The sequence below is a fragment of the Comamonas squillarum genome, from assembly GCF_025309455.1.
GTDB classification, from domain to species: Bacteria; Pseudomonadota; Gammaproteobacteria; order Burkholderiales; family Burkholderiaceae_C; genus Comamonas; species Comamonas squillarum.
Genome location: NZ_CP104377.1, coordinates 1,366,992 through 1,386,681 on the forward strand (window position 1 = coordinate 1,366,992; position 19,690 = coordinate 1,386,681).

Genomic DNA, 19,690 nt, shown 5'->3' on the forward strand with positions numbered 1-19,690 from the left:
TCGGCTAAGTCAGGGCCGCTGCGCTGTCGCCTTCGTCCGTATCCGTGGTCAAAGGGCCCAACTCGCCAGCGGCCGGCGTCTCATGCACATGCGAGAGCCGCTTTTGGATGGCCCGCGTGCGCACATCGACCTGCTCGAATTTCTTGGCCGCCTGGTCCAGCGACCTGCGCGTGGCCTCCACCACATCGCCAAACTTGTTGAACTCGGTCTTGACCTGCCCGAGCACCGCCCACACCTCGGAGCTGCGCTTTTCGATGGCCAAGGTCTTGAAGCCCATCTGCAGGCTGCTGAGCATCGCTGCCAGGTTGGCTGGGCCCGAGACCATGACCCGGCAGTCGTTCTGCAAGGCTTCGACCAGACCCGGCCGGCGCATCACCTCGGCAAACAACCCCTCGGTGGGCAGGTAGAGCACCGCAAAATCGGTGGTGTTGGGTGGCGAGACATACTTGCTGTAGATCTTCTTGGCCTCCAGCCGGATCGAATTTTCAAAGCCGATGCTGGCCGACTGGATCGCCGCCTTGTCCAGGCTTTCTTGCGCATCCATCAGGCGCTGGTAGTGCTCGACCGGGTACTTGGAATCGATCGGCAACCACACCGGTTTGTCATCGCTGTGGCCCGGCAGGCGGATGGCGAACTCTACCATCTCGTCGCTGCCCGGCACGGTCTTGACGTTCCTGGCGTACTGCTGGGCCGTCAGCACGTTGTCGATGATCATGCCCAGCTGCAGCTCGCCCCAGGTACCGCGCGATTTCACATTCGTCATCACGCGCTTGAGGTCACCCACGCTGCCCGCCAGCGTCTGCATCTCGCCCAGGCCCTTGTGAACCTGTTCGAGCCGGTCGCTCACCAGCTTGAAGGATTCACCCAGGCGCTGCTCCAAGGTGGCATGCAGCTTTTCATCCACCGTTTTGCGCATCTCTTCGAGCTTGCTGGCGTTGTCGCTCTGGATGCTGGCCAGGCGCTCGTTGAGCGTGCCGCGCAGCTGCTCGGCCTGCTGCTGGTTGGCCTGCAGCAGCTGCGCCAGCTGGCGCCCCACCCCGTCCTGCATGCCCGCCAGGTGCGACTGCACATCGGTCTTGAGCGTGGCCAGGCTTTGGTGGTTGGCGCGGGTGAGCGCATCGACGCGCTGGGTGAGCGAGGTATCGAGCACCGACAGGCGCTGGTTGATGGCCGCATCGAGGTGGGCCAGGCGCTGGGCGAGCTGGGTTTCGAACCCGGCCAGCGCCTGGGCCAGCTCCTGGCGCCCAAGGCGCGATTCAGCCAGGCTTTGCGCCATGCGCGCTTCCAGCGATTCGCGGAACTCGCCCATCACATCTTGGCTGCCCTGGTTCAACTCGCGCAACTGCAGGCTCAGGTGCTGCGACAGGTGGCTGAGCGCGCCTTCGCTGCGCGCCAGCGCCTGCACGGTCTGCTGCTGGTCGCGGGCCTGGCGCTCCTGCTGCTGCAGCCAGGCCTCCCCCAGATCGGCTTTGGGCCGGCGCAACAGCAGCACCAGCAGGTTGGCCAGCACCGCCAGCAGTACCAAGGCCAGCAGCACCAGGCTGAGCAGCGACCGATCCAGATCCAGATTCACAACCGTTCCCCGTGTTTGAGAAGACTGCAAAAATAATAGCTGCTTGCACCCGTCTGGTGGGCACAAACAGCCATGTTTATTGAAATATTTTGCGTTCAGGCGGCGCTGCGGCGGCTGTGCTCCAGGCGGTTGACGGGTGTGACCGGCGCCTGGCCGCCCAGGTAGGCGATCAGGTTGTCAGCCGCCAGCTGGGCCATGGCCCGGCGCGTGCCCATCGTGGAGCTGGCGATGTGCGGCGTCAGCACCACGTTGGACAGCGCCAGCAGATCGGGATGCACCGCAGGCTCGCCTTCGAACACATCCAGGCCGGCGGCGGCAATGGTCTTGCTCGCCAGCGCCTTGGCAAGCGCCACATCATCCACAATGCCGCCGCGCGCGATGTTGATCAGCGTGGCGCTAGGCTTCATGCTGGCGATCTCGGCTGCGCCAACCGTGTGGTGGGCCTCGGGGGTGTAGGGCAGCACCAGCACCAGGTGGTCAGCAGTGCTGAGCAGCTCTTGCTTGCTCACATAGCGGGCCTTGCAATCGGCCTCCAGCTCGGCAGACAGGCGCGAGCGGTTGTGGTAGACCACCTGCATGCCAAAGCCATGCGCGCCGCGCCGGGCAATGGCCTGGCCGATGCGGCCCATGCCCAGAATGCCCAGGGTGCTGCCATGCACTTCGGCGCCGGCAAACAGGTCATAGCGCCAGTCCTTCCAATGGCCGGCACGCAGAAAATGCTCGCTCTCGGTGATGCGGCGGGCCGTGGCCATCAGCAACGCAAAGCCGAAATCGGCCGTGGTCTCGGTCAACACGTCGGGCGCATTCGTGCCCTGCACGCCGGCTGCCGTCATCGCGGCCACATCAAAGTTGTTGTAACCCACGGCCATGTTGGCGCAGATCTGCAGCTGCGGGCAGGCGGCCAGCAAGGCCGCATCGATGCGCTGCGAGCCGGTGGTCAGCACGCCATCCATGCCCTGCAGGCGCTCGGCCAGCTCGGCGGGCGACCAGGCGATGTCGTCCTGGTTGGAGCGGACATCGAAGTGCTGCTCGAGCACGGTGACCACTTCGGGCGAAATGGCGCGGGCAATCAGAATTTTCGGGCGGGACATCGGCAGTTTCCTCGGGGGTTCAGCGGAACCAGATAAAAGTCATCACGACAAACAGCGGCACCAGGATGGCGCACGACCAGGCCATGTAGCCAAAAAAGCTGGGCATGCGCACTCCACGGCTTTCGGCAATGGCCTTGACCATCATATTGGGTGCATTGCCGATATAGGTGTTCGCGCCCATGAAGACGGCACCCGCCGAAATCGCGGCCAAGGTGGTCGCCATCGAGGTCATCAGCACCTGGGGATCACCCCCGGCGGTGTTGAAGAACACCAGGTAGGTGGGCGCATTGTCCAAAAAGCTGCTGAGCAGGCCCGCAGCCCAGAAGTACATCGCCGGGTCGGGCGAGCCATCGGGCCGGGTTACCGCACGCACCACCGCGCCAAAGGGACCGTTGGCGCCCGCCTGCAGCATCGCGATGACGGGGATGATGGTGAGAAAAATGCCGGCGAACAGCTTGGCCACTTCCTGCATCGGGCCCCAGTCGAACTGGTTGGCCGCATGGGCCGACGCGGGCGTGAGTTTGTAGGACAGCACGGCCACCGCAATCAGGCCCAGATCACGCACGACGGACGGCAAGCCCACGGCCACGCCGGCAATGTCCCACTGCAGGTCGGACTTCCAAAAGCCGCTCAGCAGCACCAGGGCCACGACAGCGCCCAGCAGCACAAAATTGATCTTGCCTTCAAAGCCCAGGCTGTGGGTGTCGGGCGTCGGATCGCTGCGGGGCTTTTGCGCATCAAAGCGCAGCATATAGCGATCCAGCAGGTAGAAGATGACCAGCAGCGCGCCGACGAGGAACAGGGTCTCGGCAAAGATATGGCGCACGGTCCAGAAAAAATCCACGCCCTTCAAAAAGCCCAGGAACAGCGGCGGATCACCCAGCGGTGTGAGCGAGCCACCGGCATTGGAGACGATGAAGATGAAAAACACCACCACATGCGCGCAGCTGCGGCGGGCATCGTTGGCCCGGATCAGCGGGCGGATCAGCAGCATGGACGCGCCGGTCGTGCCCATGAAGCTGGCCAGCACTGCGCCAATGGCCAGGATGGCCGTGTTCAAACCCGGCGAGCCATGCAGATTGCCGCGGATATAGATACCACCCGAGACGGTGAACAAGGCCGTCAGCAAGATCACAAAGGGAATGTATTCAGCCACCAGTGCATGGGCCAGGTTGCCAACGGCCAGCCCCGGGCCAAAGACCGCTGCGAAGGGCAGCAAAAAGGCCAGCGCCCAAAAAGCGGCCACCTTGCCAAAATGGTGGTGCCAGAAGCTGGGCAGAAACAGCGGCATCAGCGCAATCGACAGCAAAATTCCGGCAAAGGGAATGCCCCAGAAAACAGAGAGTTCGGCCCCGTTGATGGTGGCCGCCCCGGCCCACCCGGGCGCCAGCACCGCAGCGCCCACCGCCGCCCTGCCCCAGACCCCATACTGCTGCCCCATAACCTGCTCCTTGTGTTTGTGCTTATTCATGCATGGCAGCCCAACACCGTCCGGCAGGCGCACGCAGCCCGGTGATTTTAGTCAGCGGCCAAGCCCCAATGCAGGCTGCGGCAGGCGGCAGCCATCCCGATTAACCCGCACGTGCGGGGGCGGGGGCCACGCCTTGCGGGGGGATGTGCTGGCTGGGGGGCAGGTTGAACACCTGGCGCAGGTAGGCCAGGTATTTTTCGTCGTCGCACATGCTCTTGCCCGGCGTGTCCGAGATCTTGGCGACCGGCTGGCCATTGCAGCGCGTCATCTTGATGACGATCTGCAGCGGCTCGTAGCCCAGGTCATTGGTCAGGTTGGTGCCCACGCCGAAGGCCAGTTGGCAGCGGCCCTCAAAGCGCTCGAACAACGCAATGGTGCGCGGTATCGTCAGCGCATCGCTAAAGATCAGGATCTTGGTCAGCGGATCGACCTTGTGCAGCTTGTAGTGCGCGATCAGGCGCTCGCCCCAGCTGAAAGGGTCGCCGCTGTCATGGCGCGCGCCATCAAAGAGCTTGCAGAAGTACAGGTCAAAGTCGCGCAGAAAGGCATCCATGCCATAGACGTCGGACAGCGCAATGCCCAGGTCGCCCCGGTACTCCTTGGCCCACATGTCAAAGCCATAGATCTGGCTCTCGCGCAGGCGCGGGCCCAGCGCCTGGCAGGCCTGCAGGTATTCATGGGCCATGGTGCCCAGCGGGGTCAGGCCCAGCTGTTTGGCAAACAAGGTGTTGCTGGTGCCAGCCAATTGGCCAAGGCGCTCACCGGGCATTGCCGGATGGGTCGCCACGCCCAGCCCCCCCACCAGGCTGCCCAGCACCTCGCGCTGCCAGCGATGGCTAAAGCGCCGGCGCGTGCCGTAGTCGGCAATCTTGAGCGCCTCCAGCCCCGGCCCGCGCATGGCCTCGATCTTGCCTGCCAGGCGCCGGCGTCCTTCAGCCCAGTCGGGCTCTGGCTGGGTATTGCGAAAGTAGACCTCGTTGACGATGGCCAGCACCGGGATCTCGAACAACACGGTATGCAGCCAGGGGCCGGTGATCGTGATGTCGATCTCGCCACTGGGCAGCGGCAGCACCGTGATGTATTTTTCCTTGAGTTGGTAGAGCCGCAGAAAATCGATGAAGTCGCTTTTGATAAAACGCAGCGATTGCAGATAAGCCAATTCGTCATCGGCAAAACGCAGGCTGCACAGGTGCTGGATTTCGGCGCGAATCTCGTCCACATACGGCGCCAGTTGCACACCGGGGTTGCGGCAGCGAAACTTGTATTCCACCTGGGCCCCGGGGAACTGGTGCAGCACCACCTGCATCATGGTGAACTTGTACAGGTCGGTGTCCAGCAGGCTTTGGATAATCATGGTTGGCAGCACAGGGTTGCGCGCCAACCCATGCAGCAGCCTATTTGGCTGCTGGCGGCAGACGCCATGTCTCATATCCACAACCCAGCGCCTATTTCATAAGGTCGCAACAGCGGCAAGTGTAGGCGATTGCCCGCTGCCTTGCTGCCAGGCAGGGCAAGCCTCTTATTTACTGCAGCTCCAAGCTCTCCAGTGCCTGGCGTGTGGCATCGGGCAGCGCCACCGGGCGGCGGCTGCTGCGGTCCACATACACGTGAACAAAATGCCCGCATGCAGCGCTTTGCGCCTGGCCGGCGACAAAAATTGCCAGTTCATAGCGCACGCTGCTCTTGCCCAGATGCGCCACGCGCACGCCCACGTCCACGTCCTGCGGATAGGACACCGGCGCAAAATAGTGGCATTGGGTCTCCACCACCAGGCCAATGCTGCTGCTCGCTTCGATATCGAGCACGCCTTTTTCGATCAGCAAGCGGTTCACGGCGGTGTCGAACCAGCTGTAGTACACGACATTGTTGACATGCCCATAGGCATCGTTGTCGGCCCAGCGGGTGGTCACACGCACAAACTGCGCATAGGCCGATCGGGGCTGGGGCTGGGGGCGCTCGGCGTGCTGCTGCATAGAAGACATCTTGGCCATCCTGGTCACAAAGTTCGCAGGCATTGTAGAAGTGCTGGTGCCGGGCGTCGCTGCACGTCGGAGACAGGCGATGGCAGGCCATCAAAGGCATTGCCATCGTGCTGACACATGGGGCAATTACAACGTCAGAGCAAGCCGATTTCAGCTGATTGCCAAACGATTAATTCGTTACCCTATCAACCAATTAAACAAATGGTAAATGATTGAAATCAAACCAAAAGATTTTTTTGCTGCACTGCACAAAAAAGGCTTGCAAAAGGCGCGCAGATGCCCAACAATAGAGTCATTGTGCAGTGCAGCAAATTCACAGCAATGCACAAACCCCCGGCGCACAGCACGTGCCCGAATTTGTACCTTCAACACTTCTAACGAGACGGAGTATGAACATGGCATTGACCCCTGACCAAATCCTGGCTGCACACAAAGCGAATCTGGAAACCCTGATGGGCCTGACCAACAAGGCCTTCGAAGGCGTGGAAAAGCTGGTGGAACTGAATGTGGCCGCGACCCGCGCTGCATTGTCCGACGTGTCGGCCAACACCTCGGCTGTACTGGATGCCAAGAACGCCCAAGACCTGCTGAGCGTTCAAAGCGGCCTGCTGCAACCCATGGCCGAAAAGACCGCTGCCTACAGCCGTCACCTGTACGAAATCGCTGCTGCTACCAGCCTGGAATTCAGCAAGGCCTTCGAGAACAAGGCCGTCGAAGCCCAGTCCAAGTTCAACGAATTTGTCGACACCGCTGCCAAGAACGCACCGGCTGGCTCCGAAAGCGCTGTGGCCGTGATGAAGACCGCTGTTGCTGCTGCCAACAATGCGTATGACTCCGTGCAAAAGGCGGTCAAGCAAGCCGGTGAAGTGGCTGAAACCAACTTCAACACCATCACCAACAATGCCGTCAAGGCTGCTGGCACCGTCAGCGCCGCCACGGCCCGCAAGCGCTAACTAGCGAGCCTCTTTAGCGCACTGCCGTTGCCCAAGACCTACAGTTTGGTCAAATATTCGCCAGCGCGCTGGACAGACTCAAGGGTAAACCCTATAATTTACCCATGGTGTTGAAAATTTCAACACACCCAGTTGTCTCCTTGGATCTTTTCGAAACCTGGTTTCTGGGATCCTTTTAAAGCCCGGCCTTGCTGGGCTTTTTTTTGTCCGCCCGCTTTGTGCCTGAGCTGGCGCGCCATCCACAGGGCCGCACTTAAGACGATCTGAATAAGCACAAGCAACGCAATGGTTTAAATAGAAACAATTCTTGTTTCAATTAAGATCGCTGCTCCAACTTTACAGAGACGTTTTGCCCTATGCATTCTTTCAAACTCCTTGCACTGGCTTGCGCCATCACGGCAGGTGCCGCAGCACATGCCCAGGAAGTGGTCAACCTGTACTCTGCCCGCCACTACGCCACTGATGAGGCGCTCTATAACAACTTCACAAAAGCGACCGGCATCAAGATCAACCGTGTGGACTCGGACGACGCAGGCATTGTGGCCCGCCTCAAGGCAGAAGGCGCCGCCTCCCCTGCCGATGTGGTGCTGATGGTGGACGCCGCGCGCCTGTACCGCGGCGAGAAGGACAACCTGTTCCTGCCGATCCGCTCGGCCAAACTGGAGGAAGTGATCCCCGCCAACCTGCGCGCCCAGCCCGAAGCGGACGGCGGCATCACCTGGTTCGGCCTCTCGACCCGTGCCCGCGTGATCGCCTACAACAAGGACAAGGTCAAGCTGGAAGATGTCGACAGCTACGAAAAGCTGGCCGATCCCAAGAACAAGGGCAAGATCTGCATCCGCTCGGGCTCGCACCCCTACAACCTGAGCCTGTTTGGCGCGGTGACCGAGCACATCGGCGAGGCCAAGGCCCTGCAATGGTTGCAGGGCGTCAAGGACAACCTGGCACGCCCACCCAAGGGTGGCGACACCGACCAGATCAAGGCCGTGGCCGCCGGTGAATGCGATATCGCCATCACCAACAGCTACTACTTTGCCCGCCTGATGCGTTCGAGCAACCCTGACGATGTCGCGATCACCAACAAGGTGAGCGTGGTGTTTCCCAACCAGAGCAGCTGGGGCACGCACCTGAACATCGCCGGTGGTGCCGTCGCCAAGTACAGCAAGAACAAGGACAATGCCGTCAAGTTCCTGGAGTACCTGGCCAGCCCGGAAGCGCAGACCTACTTTGCCAACGGCAACAACGAGTGGCCTGCTGCCAAGAATGTGCAGACCGACAACCCCGCACTCAAGACGATGACCCAGAACAAGCCGTTCAAGAGCGAGACCATCCCGATCAGCGCCGTGGGCAGCAACATGCCCAAGGTGCAGCAGATGCTGGACCGCGCCGGCTTCCAGTAAGCCCCGCACACTGTCACGAAAAGCCCGTTCGCGGGCTTTTTTTGTGACCGCTCGCCGCCCCGCTCTGGGCTAAGATGCAGCGATCCAACAACCAGGAGACATAGCGATGCACATCGCCAACAAGGTATTTATCGTCACAGGCGGCGCTTCGGGCCTGGGCGAAGGCACGGCCCGCATGCTGACCCGCGAGGGTGCCACGGTCGTCATCGCCGACATGCAGGCAGAAAAAGGCCAGTCCCTGGCCCAGGAGCTGGGCGGCGCCTTTGTGCAATGCGATGTGTCCAATGCAGAGCAAGCCCAGGCGGTGGTTGCCAAGGCGGTCTCGCTGGGCAAGCTGTTTGGCCTGGTCAACTGCGCAGGCATTGCACCGGCCGAAAAGACCGTGGGCAAAAAAGGCGCCCATTCGCTAGAGCTGTTCAGCAAGACCATCACGGTCAACCTGATTGGCAGCTTCAACATGATTCGCCTCTGCGCCGAAGCCATGGCCCAGAATGAGCCGGAACTCACGGGCGAGCGCGGCGTGTTGATCTCGACGGCCAGCGTGGCTGCCTATGACGGCCAGATTGGCCAGGCCGCCTATGCCGCCTCCAAAGGCGGTGTCGTCGGCATGACCTTGCCCATCGCCCGCGATCTGGCGCGCAGCGGCATCCGCAACATGACGATTGCGCCCGGCATTTTCGGCACCCCCATGCTGTTTGGCATGCCCCAGGAGGTGCAGGATGCGTTGGCCGCCGGCGTGCCCTTCCCCAGCCGCCTGGGCACCCCTGAGGACTATGCCAAGCTGGTCAAGCACATTGTCGAGAACGACATGCTCAATGGCGAAGTGATTCGCCTCGATGGCGCCATTCGCCTGGCACCCAAGTAATCCCACAGGCCTGCGGGCCTTGGCATGCAAAAAGCCGATCTGCGACGCAACCCGCTGATCGGCTTTTTCTTGGGCGCTGCGCACAGGCCGCCGCCATGAAAAAAGCCTTCTTGCCGCATGACAAGAAGGCTTTTGGAATCTGGCGGAGTGGACGGGACTCGAACCCGCGACCCCCGGCGTGACAGGCCGGTATTCTAACCAACTGAACTACCACTCCTGGCAGGAAGCTTTGCTAGCTATTATATAGCATCAAGCGCTTCAAACTTGGCGACCCTACGGGGATTCGAACCCCGGTACTCACCGTGAAAGGGTGATGTCCTAGGCCTCTAGACGATAGGGTCAATCCTAGAACGTTGCCTGCGCTGCATTGCTGGTGCAATGCCTCAGACAAGTTTAATTGGTGGAGGTAAACGGGATCGAACCGATGACCTCTTGCATGCCATGCAAGCGCTCTCCCAGCTGAGCTATACCCCCCAATATTTTTATATCAACCCAATACTTTGTCGGAGTCGCTCGCTGTACCTGAGTACAGCTTCGCGACTCCTTCGCGTCTTGGCTCGATCTAAAAACATTTAACAACTGTGGCGGAGTGGACGGGACTCGAACCCGCGACCCCCGGCGTGACAGGCCGGTATTCTAACCAACTGAACTACCACTCCTGGCAGGAAGCTTTGCTAGCTATTGTATAGCATCAAGCGCTTCAAACTTGGCGACCCTACGGGGATTCGAACCCCGGTACTCACCGTGAAAGGGTGATGTCCTAGGCCTCTAGACGATAGGGTCAATCCTAGAACGTTGCCTGCGCTGCATTGCTGGTGCAATGCCTCAGACAAGTTTAATTGGTGGAGGTAAACGGGATCGAACCGATGACCTCTTGCATGCCATGCAAGCGCTCTCCCAGCTGAGCTATACCCCCCAATTTGCTGATATCGCTCCATGACTTTGTCGCCATCACTCGCTGTACCTGAGTACAGCTTCGCGATGCCTTCGCGTCCTGAAACGATCTCAACAAATTTTAAAACTGTGGCGGAGTGGACGGGACTCGAACCCGCGACCCCCGGCGTGACAGGCCGGTATTCTAACCAACTGAACTACCACTCCTGGCAGGAAGCTTTGCTAGCTATTGTATAGCATCAAGCGCTTCAAACTTGGCGACCCTACGGGGATTCGAACCCCGGTACTCACCGTGAAAGGGTGATGTCCTAGGCCTCTAGACGATAGGGTCAAAACCTGGACTTGCCTTGCGGCCATCGATTAAAAAAGCGCCCTCTTAATCAAAGGCGCTTCTCATCGAGCGACTGACCAAACTGGCGGAGTGGACGGGACTCGAACCCGCGACCCCCGGCGTGACAGGCCGGTATTCTAACCAACTGAACTACCACTCCTGGCAGGAAGCTTTGCTAGCTATTATATAGCATCAAGCGCTTCAAACTTGGCGACCCTACGGGGATTCGAACCCCGGTACTCACCGTGAAAGGGTGATGTCCTAGGCCTCTAGACGATAGGGTCAAAACCTAAGAACCGATTTCTCGTTTCCGATAATCTTTGGTGGAGGTAAACGGGATCGAACCGATGACCTCTTGCATGCCATGCAAGCGCTCTCCCAGCTGAGCTATACCCCCGTATCGGCAAGTTTTACAATTTACTTGTTGCTGCTCACCGAAGATTCGAATTATAGGGTGTATTTCAGCGCTTTTGCAGTCTTTCGATAATTTTTTCACGACCGAGTAATGCAAGCACCGCGTCCACCGATGGCGTATGGGCTGTGCCGACGGCCAAAACACGCACCGGCATGGCCAGTTGCGGCATCTTGATACCGTGCGTCTTGAGCACCTGCTTGAAGCCGGCGCTGATCGCCTCCTTGCTCCAATCGCCCTCTTGCAGCACCTGCAGCAACTCGTCGATCACCGGGATGATCTCGGGCGTCACATGGGTGCTCAGGTCTTCCGCGCTGGGCTGCACGTCCTGGTAGAAGACGCGGGCCCATTGCGCCAGGTCCGCCAAGGTATCGCAGCGGTCCTTGAACAGCGCGCAGATGCGCGGCAGGCGGCCATCACCCACGGTGATGCTGTCCAGACCCAGGTTCTTCATGAGCGGGGTCAGCATGGCAGCGAGCTCATCATCGGGCGTCAGCTTCATGTGCTGGGCATTGACCCAGCGCAGCTTGGCCTCGTCAAACTGGCCCGCGCTGCGGCCCAGGTGGTCCAGGTTGAACCAATCGAGGAACTGCTGGCGCGAGAAAATCTCGTCATCGCCGTGGCTCCAGCCCAGGCGCGCGAGGTAGTTCACCATCGCATCGGGCAGGTAGCCTTCGTCACGGTACTGGGTGACGGCCTTGGCGCCATTGCGCTTGCTCATCTTCTCGCCCTGCTCATTGAGCACGGTGGGCAGGTGGGCAAACACGGGCACATCGGCGCCCAGCGCTTCAAAGATGTGGATCTGGCGCGGCGTGTTGTTGACATGGTCGTCACCACGGATCACGTGGGTAATCGCCATGTCCATGTCATCGACGCAGACGCAGAAGTTGTAGGTCGGCGTGCCATCGGGACGGGCGATGACCAGGTCATCGAGCTCGGAGTTCTGGAACTCGATGCGGCCCTTGCACTTGTCTTCCCAGGCCACGACGCCCGTCAGCGGTGTCTTGAAGCGCAGCACGGGCTTGACGCCTTCGGGCACCGGCGGCAGCACCTTGCCCTCTTCAGGGCGCCAGGTGCCGTCGTAGCGCGGCTTTTCCTTGTTGGCCATCTGCTTTTCACGCAGCGCGTCCAGCTCTTCCATGCTCATGTAGCAGGGGTAGACGGCGCCCTTTTCTTGCAGGGTGGCCAGCACTTCCTTGTAGCGGTCCATGCGCTGCATCTGGTAGAACGGGCCCTCGTTGGGGTCCAGTTGCAGCCAGGCCATGCCTTCCAGAATCACATCAACGGAGGCCTGGTTGGAGCGCTCCAGATCGGTGTCTTCAATGCGCAGGATGAAATCGCCCTGGTTGGCGCGTGCAAAGGCCCAGGGGTAGAGGGCCGAGCGGATATTGCCCAGATGGATAAAGCCGGTAGGCGACGGGGCAAAACGGGTACGTACTTTGGTGCTCATGTCAGGGTATCCAGGCCGCGCAACAGGTCGGCTTTCAAATCATCCAGGTGTTCCAGACCGACGGAAATGCGGATCAGGCCCTGGCCCACGCCAGCGGACTGGCGCTGCTCTTCGGTCAGGCGGCCATGCGAGGTGCTGGCCGGGTGGGTGATCGTGGTCTTCACATCCCCCAGGTTGGCCGTGATCGAGCACAGCAAGGTGCTGTCAACCACATGGAAGGCATTGGCGCGCAGTTGTTCAGCGCCCTGGCCCACCACATCGAAGGCCAGCACAGCGCCGCCCATGCCATTTTGCTGGCGCATCGCCAGCGCATGCTGGGTGTGGCTTTCCAGGCCAGGGTAGTAGACCCGGGCCACCTTAGGGTGCCCTTCCAGCCAGCGTGCCAGCTCCAGCGCGGCGGCGCTTTCGGCCTTGACGCGCAAGGACAGGGTCTCCATGCCCTTCATCACCACCCAGGCGTTGAACGGCGAGAGGTTCAGACCCCCACTGCGCAAGAAGGTGCCCATGACCTTGTCGACCAGCGCGACGGTGCCGCAGACGGCGCCGGCCATCACGCGGCCCTGGCCATCGAGGAACTTGGTGCCCGAATGCACGACCAGATCAGCGCCCAGCTTGGCTGGCTGCTGCAGCACCGGCGTGGCAAAGCTGTTGTCGACGGCCAGCAAGGCGCCATGCGCATGGGCCAGCTCGGCCAGCGCGGCAATGTCGCACAGGTCGGTGAGCGGATTGGTCGGCGTCTCGGCAAACAGCATGCGCGTGTTGGGCCGGATGGCGGCCTTCCAGGCCTCCACATCCGTTTGCGACACAAAGCTGGTTTCCACGCCAAAGCGCGCCATCTCGGTGCCCAGCAGCTTGATCGTCGAGCCGAACATGGACTGCGAGCAGATCACATGGTCGCCAGTCTTCAGCACGGTCAGTGCCACCAGCAAAATGGCAGACATGCCCGTCGAGGTGGCGATGGCGCACTCGGTGCCTTCCATCGCGGCCAGGCGGCGCTCAAAGCTGGTCACCGTCGGGTTGCCGGTGCGGGTGTAGGTATAGCCCTCCTCCAGCGCGGCAAAGCGGCGCGCGGCCGTCTCGGCATTGGGTTGCACAAAGCTGCTGGCCAGGTACAGGGCTTCGCTGTGCTCGCCCCATTGGCTGCGCTCCACCGCCTCACGCACCGCCAAGGTATCGGGATGCAGGCCCGGCGGCAATTTCTTATCAGTCATTCTTCTTCCCAAGCAGTACGCAGACCGCCATCAAGCCGCATCTGTCACATCTGCGTTGCGCAGCGACAGACGCGAGGTATCGAGATCATCCTCTTCGGTGGACACACGGCCTTCGTTGACCTGCGAGATGCCTTCGGGCGTGATGCCGGTGACATAGACACCGTCAAAGCACGAGGCCTCAAAGCCATGCACACCGGTGTTCAATTTGCCCACGGCGTTTTTCATGCCATCGACGTCCTGGTAGATCAGCGCGTCGCAGCCGATGTACTGGCGAATCTCTTCGAGGCTGCGGTCATGGGCCACCAGCTCCTTGGCGGTGGGCATGTCGATGCCGTAGACGTTGGGGAAACGCACCGGTGGCGCAGCGCTGGCCAGGTAGACCTTGTTGGCGCCGGCGTCGCGCGCCATCTGCACGATCTCCTTGGACGTGGTGCCGCGCACGATGGAGTCATCGACCAGCAGCACATTGCGGCCCTGAAACTCGCTACCGATGGCATTGAGCTTCTGGCGCACCGATTTCTTGCGCGCGCCTTGGCCCGGCATGATGAAGGTACGGCCCACATAGCGGTTCTTGACGAAGCCTTCGCGGTAGGGCTTGCCCAGCAGCTGGGCCAGTTGCATCGCGCTGGGGCGGCTCGATTCGGGGATCGGAATCACCGCATCGATTTCGTTGGGCGGCACCATCGAGATCACGCGCGTGGCCAGCGATTCACCCAGGTTCAGGCGCGCCTGGTAGACCGACATGCCATCGAGCACCGAGTCCGGGCGGGCCAGGTAGACAAACTCAAAAATGCAGGGGTGCAGGCTGGGGCTTTCGGCGCATTGCTCAAACGTGAGCGAGCCGTCGTCGCCGATGAACACCGCTTCGCCCGGTGCAATATCGCGCTCGAGCTGCTGCAGCGTGCCTTCGAGCGCCACCGATTCGCTGGCCACCATCACCGTACCATCGGCACCACGGCCAATGCACAGCGGACGGATGCCGTTTGGATCGCGGAATGCCACCACACCGTGGCCGGCGATCAGTGCGATGACCGCGTAGGAGCCCTGCACGCGCTTGTGCACCGCACGGATCGCATTGAAGACATCCTGCTTTTGCAGCGGGATACCGTGCGTGGCGCGTTCCAGCTCATGGGCGAACACGTTGAGCAGCACTTCCGAGTCGCTCTCGGTGTTGGTGTGGCGGTGGTCGGTGGAGAACAGCTCCTTGCGCAGCTGCACGGCATTGGTCAGGTTGCCGTTGTGCACCAGCACGATGCCAAAAGGCGCATTGACGTAGAAAGGCTGGGCTTCCTCTTCACTGTAGGCATTGCCTGCCGTGGGGTAGCGCACCTGGCCCAGGCCGACATTGCCCGGCAAAGCCCGCATATTGCGGGTACGGAACACATCCTTGACCATGCCTTTGGCCTTGTGCATGAAGAACTTGCGACCCTGTTGGGTTGCAATGCCTGCCGCATCCTGTCCACGGTGTTGCAGCAGCAACAGCGCGTCATAGATCAATTGATTGACCGGCGTGCTACTGACGACTCCGACGATTCCACACATATTGAGCGTTCCAAAAACGTTAACGCGGCTCTGCCGCGATGCGTGAACCAGCCTCGGTGAGCTGGTCCACCAGCGAAGACCAATGTCTTCCCATTTCTTGCGGCATCCATGGCCGCAACACTGACACTGCCGACACCAGATGCGGTGCGAAGACTGAAGTGTTCCAGATTTGCGATTCCCGCATCGATGTCAGCATAAAAACCAGAGCGATCAACACAAGTAGTAACACCCCACGCAAGGCGCCAAAAAGCGCGCCCAGCGTGCGGTCAAAAGGCCGCAAACCCACAATCTGAACCAGTTTGCCGATGATGCGAATCACCAGACCCAAGGCAAAGATGGCGACAACAAAGACGATCACAAGGCCTGCGGCGATCCGCACACCCTCGTCCATCTCCTGCATCGGCAACCACATGCCGACCTCAGCGCCCCACAGGCGGGCCGCAAAAAAGGCCAGCACCCAGCTGATCAGCGACAGCACCTCGAACACCAGACCGCGCAAGGCGCCGATCAGCACCGATCCCACCAGGATCACGACAAACACCCAATCCAGCGCCGACATGTCAAAGCTCCGCCCGCAGGGGCCAGGGAGCGCCTGCCAAGGCCCGCGCCCGGCAAGGGGGGCATGGCGATGACAAGGCGCGGTAGATAGGTGTCACAACTTCAGGCACATGGCTGCGGCGTCAGTCCTACATCGGCAGCAGCGCAGCGGGCAGGCCCTGGGCGCGCACCTTGGCTGCGGCACTGTCGGCCTCTTCCTTGCTGTTGAAAGGCCCCACCCGCACACGGATGCGGTTGCCCGAGGCCGTCTTGACCGACTGCGTATAGGCGGGCACACCGGCCATCTGCAACTTGGCACGCACCTCGGCCGCCTTGCTCTCTTCGGCAAACGCACCCACCTGGATCGCATAGCGGCTGGCAGCGGCCGCCGGCTTGGCGGCGGGGGCAGCGGCAGGCGCTGCGGCAGTCGCATTGGCGGTGCGGCCTTCCATCATCGCGCGCACGCGCTCGGCCTCGTCATCGCGCTTGGGCTTGGCCGGTTCTGCCGGCTTGGGCTTGGGCTCTTCCTTGGGCTTGGCTTCCGGTTTGGGCTCAGGTTTGGCCTCAGGCTTGGGTTCAGGTTCAGGTTTAGGTTCGGGTTTGGGGGCCGGCTTGGACTCGGGCTTGGGTTCTGGTTTCGCAGCGGGCTCGGGCTTGGCCGTTGGCTTGTCGGCGGGTTTGCTGGCGGCAGCAGTTGCTGCTGCAGCAGCTGAGGCAGCAGCGCTGGCGCCAGCGGCGACCGGTGCCGTGGCGGCCGGACTGGCTGCATTGCTTCTTGCGCCGACAATCTCTTCGCCCGCATCCAGGCCATTGTCATTGCCCGAACGGCTGCCGTGCGGCGCTGCGGCGTTCGACGCGGGCGGCACGGCCAGGGCGGCCACGCGTTCGCGGTCCGGTATTTCAATCGAGGCATTGACAGGCACCGGGCGCGGCTGGGTGTCGAACAGCATCGGAAAACCGATGATGGCCGCCAGCACCAGCACGGTGGCACCGATCAGGCGGTGGCGCGCGCGGCGGCGCATGGCATCCACGCTCTCGGCGGGATTGCTGCGCGGCGCGCGAATCACGCGCGGGCTCTCCGCTTCCTGTTGCTTTTTACCGGGCCATCGAAGATTGAAAATTGCCATGAACGATTGGAGGTGGAGCTTGAAAACAGGTCGCTGGGAGCGGCCCCATCGGGGGGCTGCTTTTAGTTCAGGTGCTTGGCATCGAGCCGTGGCACACCGTGCTTCAACACCCCGCCCACCGTAAAGAACGAGCCGAAAACGACGATTCTATCAGCGGGCCCTGCCGCTTCGACGGCCGCCTGGAATGCGGACATCGGGTCCGGGTAACAAGCTGTAGCCACTTCGCGCCGCTGCTCGGACAGCAGGTGCACGGCATTCCATTTGGACTGCAGGTCCACCGCCTTCTCGGCCCGGTCCGTGGGCAGGTCGCAGAAATACCAGCGGTCCACCAAGGGGCCCAGCTTGCGCAGCATCGGCGTCAGGTCCTTGTCGTGCATCGCTCCAAAGACCGCATGGGTGGTTGGAAAGTAGCCCATCGCATCCAGATTGGCCGTCAGCGCGGCAATCGCATGGGGGTTGTGCGCGACATCCAGCACCACCGCAGGCTGGCCGGGCACGATCTGAAAGCGCCCGGGCAGCTCCACCATCGCCAGCCCATTGCGCACGGCCTGGGCCGTGACGGGCAGCACCTGGCGCAGAGCCTCGTAGGCGGCCAGCACGCCAGACGCATTGACCAGCTGGTTGGCACCGCGCAGCGCCGGGTAGGCCATGCCAGCATAGCGCCGGCCGCGCCCCGCCCAACTCCACTGCTGCTTGTCGCCCTCGTAGTTGAAATCGCGGCCAAAGCGCCACAGATCCGCGCCAATGCTCTGCGCGTGGTCGATCACGCTTTGCGGCGGCACCGGGTCGCTGACAACAGCCGGTTTGCCCGGGCGCATGATGCCGGCCTTTTCCCGGCCGATCGATTCACGGTCCGGACCCAGCAGGTTCATATGGTCCAGGTCGATGCTGGTGATGACCGCGCAGTCCGTGTCGATGATGTTGGTGGCATCGAGCCGGCCACCCAGCCCCACTTCCAGGATCGCCACATCCAGCCTGGCCTGGCTCAACAGGCGCAGGATCGCCAGCGTCGTGAACTCGAAATAGCTGAGCGAGACCTCGGGCGCCTGCAGGCGGGCCGCTTCCACCGCTTCGAAATGCGGCAACAGATCGGCGGCAGAGACAATCTCGCCATGCACGCGGCAGCGCTCTTCAAAATGCACCAGGTGGGGCGAGGTGAACACCCCGGGGCGGTAGCCGGCTTCCAGCGCCACGGCCTCCAGCATGGCGCAGGTCGAGCCCTTGCCATTGGTGCCCGCCACCGTGATCACCGGGCAGGCAAAGCGCAACGCCAGGCGCTCGGCCACGGCCTTGACGCGGGTCAGCCCCATGTCAATGGTTTTGGGATGAATCTGCTCGCAGTGGGCGAGCCACTGCTCCAAGGTATCGAAACGGGTTTGCATGGGGCCAGATTGTCGCGTAATTGCGGCTGTGTCATCATTGCTGCCCATGAGTAACCACACCATCGCCGTCTACGGCATCCCCAACTGCAGCACTGTCAAAAAAGCCCGTACCTGGCTGGAGGCGCAGGGCGTCGACCACCAATTCCATGATTTCAAGAAAGCGGGTGTGCCCGCCAGCCATCTGCCCGACTGGATCGCCAAGGCCAGCTGGGAAAAGCTGGTCAACCGCCAAGGCACCACCTGGCGCAAGCTGGACCCCACGGTACAACAAGCCGTGACAGACGCCGACAGCGCCAGTGCGCTGATGATTGCGAACCCCAGCGTGATCAAGCGCCCGGTTGTCGAATGGGCCGATGGCTCCGTCACCGTGGGCTTTGATGAGGCGGTTTGGAGCAGCAAGATCGCCTGAGGGCCCTCTGCGGATATGGCTGGGCGGTGTTGACCGGCGCTTTACGCTGCGACATGGTGCAGATACACGCCCGGGGCAGCATGGGGGCATGCTGAACTTTATGTCGCCCACACAGTCTTAGATATTTGTGCAGGCGGTGTAAAGCGTGTCGCCCAGACTCGGTACTGGCGCGTTGAGCACCCAGCAACTTATCGCTTTTTTGGAGGCATTCATGCCACATCTGCTCTCAGCCCGCCTGATCGTGCTGGCTGCGCTGTCCACCTTGGCGGCAGCCAGCCCCTCGGTCTGGGCCCAAAATTACTCACCCTCTTCCGATCCCTTTTTGCCGCAGCAGGCCCCCGGCGCGCAGCCGCCCTTGCCTGCGGGCGAGCAGCCCTATGGCCGGGTACTGTCGGTCACACCGGCCTACCGCCAGGTCAACACGCCACAAACCGTCTGCAATGACCAGCAGGTGTATGCCGGCCAGCGCACCTCCGGCGTGGGCGCCATTACTGGCGCCGTTGTCGGTGGCTTGCTGGGCAACGGCATTGGCCATGGGTTTGGCCGCGCAGCAGCCACCGGCGCCGGTGTCATTGCCGGCTCGGCCATCGGCAACCAGCTCGAAGGCGGCACCCCCAGCTACCAGACGGTGCGGCAATGCGCCAACCAGTACACCACGCAAAACCAGCCCGATGGCTATAACGTGGAGTATGAATACGCCGGCCGCCGCTACAGCACGCGCACGGCCACGGCACCGGGCGAATGGCTGCCGCTGAGCGTGCAGCCTGCCGCTTCGGCCTACGACAACTCTCCTCCACAGGACTATGCCCCCGCGGCACCTGAGCCCGGCGTTGTCGTCAGCAGCCAGCCGGTCTACCAACAGCCCGTCTATATGGCGCCGCCCCCGGTCTATGTCGCGCCGGCGCCTGTGTACTATGCGCCGCCGCCCGTCATGCTGCAGCCTTCGGTGCAGATTGGCGTGGGCGGTTACTGGGGCGGCCACCGCGGCCACTGGCGTTAAATCGGAGCGCCAAGCGCCTCCCCATGCCACGCATCCTGGCATGACAGCCAGCAGCAGTGC

General features: G+C 61.8%; 16 protein-coding genes and 11 tRNA genes. 5 read left to right on the forward strand and 22 right to left on the reverse strand.

Features of this window, described 5'->3' with window-relative positions; all coding sequences use genetic code 11:
• Positions 1–4: 4 nt before the first annotated feature.
• The 5 genes from rmuC to N4T19_RS06350 form a co-directional block, all read right to left on the reverse strand.
• The gene (gene rmuC, locus N4T19_RS06330; protein WP_409935198.1) at positions 5–1,492 is read right to left on the reverse strand and encodes a DNA recombination protein RmuC; all 1,488 of its coding nucleotides are present in this window, start codon (positions 1,490–1,492) and stop codon (positions 5–7) included.
• A gap of 176 nt (positions 1,493–1,668) precedes the next feature.
• Positions 1,669–2,664 carry a 2-hydroxyacid dehydrogenase gene (locus N4T19_RS06335; RefSeq protein ID WP_260719706.1) on the reverse strand — a complete coding sequence of 332 codons (996 nt, stop codon included), beginning with the start codon at positions 2,662–2,664 and terminating at the stop codon, positions 1,669–1,671.
• A gap of 19 nt (positions 2,665–2,683) precedes the next feature.
• Positions 2,684–4,105 (reverse strand): sodium:proton antiporter, encoded by a 1,422-nt coding sequence (locus N4T19_RS06340; protein WP_116924123.1) that lies wholly within the window; start codon positions 4,103–4,105, stop codon positions 2,684–2,686.
• Between the two features lie 130 nt (positions 4,106–4,235).
• Positions 4,236–5,489 (reverse strand): nicotinate phosphoribosyltransferase, encoded by a 1,254-nt coding sequence (pncB, locus tag N4T19_RS06345; protein ID WP_182342079.1) that lies wholly within the window; start codon positions 5,487–5,489, stop codon positions 4,236–4,238.
• A gap of 169 nt (positions 5,490–5,658) precedes the next feature.
• On the reverse strand, positions 5,659–6,117 hold the full coding sequence (locus N4T19_RS06350; RefSeq protein ID WP_232539367.1) for an acyl-CoA thioesterase: 459 nt from the start codon (positions 6,115–6,117) through the stop codon (positions 5,659–5,661).
• A 395-nt stretch (positions 6,118–6,512) separates the two neighbouring features.
• Between N4T19_RS06350 and N4T19_RS06355 the strand changes: the two genes are divergently transcribed.
• The 3 genes from N4T19_RS06355 (at position 6,513) to N4T19_RS06365 (ending at position 9,335) form a co-directional block, all read left to right on the forward strand.
• Positions 6,513–7,070, forward strand: a complete 558-nt coding sequence (locus N4T19_RS06355) for a phasin family protein (protein ID WP_116924472.1) — start codon at positions 6,513–6,515, stop codon at positions 7,068–7,070.
• A gap of 356 nt (positions 7,071–7,426) precedes the next feature.
• Positions 7,427–8,470 (forward strand): extracellular solute-binding protein, encoded by a 1,044-nt coding sequence (locus N4T19_RS06360; protein ID WP_260719707.1) that lies wholly within the window; start codon positions 7,427–7,429, stop codon positions 8,468–8,470.
• Positions 8,471–8,576: 106 nt separating this feature from the next.
• The gene (locus N4T19_RS06365; protein ID WP_116924125.1) at positions 8,577–9,335 is read left to right on the forward strand and encodes a 3-hydroxyacyl-CoA dehydrogenase; all 759 of its coding nucleotides are present in this window, start codon (positions 8,577–8,579) and stop codon (positions 9,333–9,335) included.
• A gap of 140 nt (positions 9,336–9,475) precedes the next feature.
• Here N4T19_RS06365 and N4T19_RS06370 read toward each other — a convergent pair.
• The 17 genes from N4T19_RS06370 to folC form a co-directional block, all read right to left on the reverse strand.
• Positions 9,476–9,552, reverse strand: a tRNA-Asp gene (locus tag N4T19_RS06370).
• A 48-nt stretch (positions 9,553–9,600) separates the two neighbouring features.
• Positions 9,601–9,676, reverse strand: a tRNA-Glu gene (locus N4T19_RS06375).
• Between the two features lie 57 nt (positions 9,677–9,733).
• Positions 9,734–9,809: transfer RNA gene (locus N4T19_RS06380), tRNA-Ala, on the reverse strand.
• 108 nt (positions 9,810–9,917) lie between these two features.
• Positions 9,918–9,994 (reverse strand) — tRNA-Asp (locus N4T19_RS06385).
• Between the two features lie 48 nt (positions 9,995–10,042).
• Positions 10,043–10,118 (reverse strand) — tRNA-Glu (locus N4T19_RS06390).
• A gap of 57 nt (positions 10,119–10,175) precedes the next feature.
• Positions 10,176–10,251: transfer RNA gene (locus N4T19_RS06395), tRNA-Ala, on the reverse strand.
• Positions 10,252–10,359: 108 nt separating this feature from the next.
• Positions 10,360–10,436 (reverse strand) — tRNA-Asp (locus tag N4T19_RS06400).
• A 48-nt stretch (positions 10,437–10,484) separates the two neighbouring features.
• A tRNA-Glu gene (locus N4T19_RS06405) sits at positions 10,485–10,560 on the reverse strand.
• Positions 10,561–10,643: 83 nt separating this feature from the next.
• Positions 10,644–10,720: transfer RNA gene (locus N4T19_RS06410), tRNA-Asp, on the reverse strand.
• 48 nt (positions 10,721–10,768) lie between these two features.
• Positions 10,769–10,844 (reverse strand) — tRNA-Glu (locus N4T19_RS06415).
• Positions 10,845–10,881: 37 nt separating this feature from the next.
• Positions 10,882–10,957 (reverse strand) — tRNA-Ala (locus N4T19_RS06420).
• Between the two features lie 64 nt (positions 10,958–11,021).
• Positions 11,022–12,422, reverse strand: a complete 1,401-nt coding sequence (gene gltX, locus N4T19_RS06425) for a glutamate--tRNA ligase (RefSeq protein WP_260719708.1) — start codon at positions 12,420–12,422, stop codon at positions 11,022–11,024.
• The gene (locus N4T19_RS06430) at positions 12,419–13,633 is read right to left on the reverse strand and encodes an O-succinylhomoserine sulfhydrylase (RefSeq protein ID WP_260719709.1); all 1,215 of its coding nucleotides are present in this window, start codon (positions 13,631–13,633) and stop codon (positions 12,419–12,421) included. The genes gltX and N4T19_RS06430 overlap by 4 nt, the downstream gene beginning before the upstream one ends.
• Positions 13,634–13,663: 30 nt before the next feature.
• Positions 13,664–15,175 (reverse strand): amidophosphoribosyltransferase, encoded by a 1,512-nt coding sequence (purF, locus tag N4T19_RS06435; RefSeq protein WP_116924128.1) that lies wholly within the window; start codon positions 15,173–15,175, stop codon positions 13,664–13,666.
• Between the two features lie 19 nt (positions 15,176–15,194).
• Complete coding sequence (locus N4T19_RS06440) at positions 15,195–15,734, reverse strand: CvpA family protein (RefSeq protein WP_116924129.1); 540 nt, start codon at positions 15,732–15,734, stop codon at positions 15,195–15,197.
• 127 nt (positions 15,735–15,861) lie between these two features.
• Positions 15,862–16,839, reverse strand: a complete 978-nt coding sequence (locus tag N4T19_RS06445) for an SPOR domain-containing protein (RefSeq protein WP_260719710.1) — start codon at positions 16,837–16,839, stop codon at positions 15,862–15,864.
• A 62-nt stretch (positions 16,840–16,901) separates the two neighbouring features.
• Complete coding sequence (folC, locus tag N4T19_RS06450) at positions 16,902–18,221, reverse strand: bifunctional tetrahydrofolate synthase/dihydrofolate synthase (protein ID WP_260719711.1); 1,320 nt, start codon at positions 18,219–18,221, stop codon at positions 16,902–16,904.
• 46 nt (positions 18,222–18,267) lie between these two features.
• Here folC and N4T19_RS06455 point away from each other — a divergent pair, with 46 nt between their 5' ends.
• On the forward strand, positions 18,268–18,630 hold the full coding sequence (locus N4T19_RS06455) for an ArsC family reductase (protein WP_116924132.1): 363 nt from the start codon (positions 18,268–18,270) through the stop codon (positions 18,628–18,630).
• Between the two features lie 211 nt (positions 18,631–18,841).
• Positions 18,842–19,630: a glycine zipper 2TM domain-containing protein gene (locus N4T19_RS06460; protein ID WP_116924133.1), complete on the forward strand. Its 789-nt coding sequence runs from the start codon at positions 18,842–18,844 to the stop codon at positions 19,628–19,630.
• Positions 19,631–19,690 lie beyond the last annotated feature (60 nt).

Bases quoted from the DNA above. Each gene is read 5' to 3' on its own strand.
- pncB (WP_182342079.1), bottom strand. From the start codon at position 5,489: ATGATTATCCAAAGCCTGCTGGACACCGACCTGTACAAGTTCACCATG.
- N4T19_RS06360 (WP_260719707.1), top strand. From the start codon at position 7,427: ATGCATTCTTTCAAACTCCTTGCACTGGCTTGCGCCATCACGGCAGGT.
- N4T19_RS06365 (WP_116924125.1), top strand. From the start codon at position 8,577: ATGCACATCGCCAACAAGGTATTTATCGTCACAGGCGGCGCTTCGGGC.
- N4T19_RS06350 (WP_232539367.1), bottom strand. From the start codon at position 6,117: ATGTCTTCTATGCAGCAGCACGCCGAGCGCCCCCAGCCCCAGCCCCGA.
- purF (WP_116924128.1), bottom strand. From the start codon at position 15,175: ATGTGTGGAATCGTCGGAGTCGTCAGTAGCACGCCGGTCAATCAATTG.
- N4T19_RS06355 (WP_116924472.1), top strand. From the start codon at position 6,513: ATGGCATTGACCCCTGACCAAATCCTGGCTGCACACAAAGCGAATCTG.
- N4T19_RS06445 (WP_260719710.1), bottom strand. From the start codon at position 16,839: ATGGCAATTTTCAATCTTCGATGGCCCGGTAAAAAGCAACAGGAAGCG.
- N4T19_RS06430 (WP_260719709.1), bottom strand. From the start codon at position 13,633: ATGACTGATAAGAAATTGCCGCCGGGCCTGCATCCCGATACCTTGGCG.
- gltX (WP_260719708.1), bottom strand. From the start codon at position 12,422: ATGAGCACCAAAGTACGTACCCGTTTTGCCCCGTCGCCTACCGGCTTT.
- N4T19_RS06340 (WP_116924123.1), bottom strand. From the start codon at position 4,105: ATGGGGCAGCAGTATGGGGTCTGGGGCAGGGCGGCGGTGGGCGCTGCG.
- N4T19_RS06440 (WP_116924129.1), bottom strand. From the start codon at position 15,734: ATGTCGGCGCTGGATTGGGTGTTTGTCGTGATCCTGGTGGGATCGGTG.
- N4T19_RS06335 (WP_260719706.1), bottom strand. From the start codon at position 2,664: ATGTCCCGCCCGAAAATTCTGATTGCCCGCGCCATTTCGCCCGAAGTG.
- folC (WP_260719711.1), bottom strand. From the start codon at position 18,221: ATGCAAACCCGTTTCGATACCTTGGAGCAGTGGCTCGCCCACTGCGAG.
- N4T19_RS06455 (WP_116924132.1), top strand. From the start codon at position 18,268: ATGAGTAACCACACCATCGCCGTCTACGGCATCCCCAACTGCAGCACT.
- N4T19_RS06460 (WP_116924133.1), top strand. From the start codon at position 18,842: ATGCCACATCTGCTCTCAGCCCGCCTGATCGTGCTGGCTGCGCTGTCC.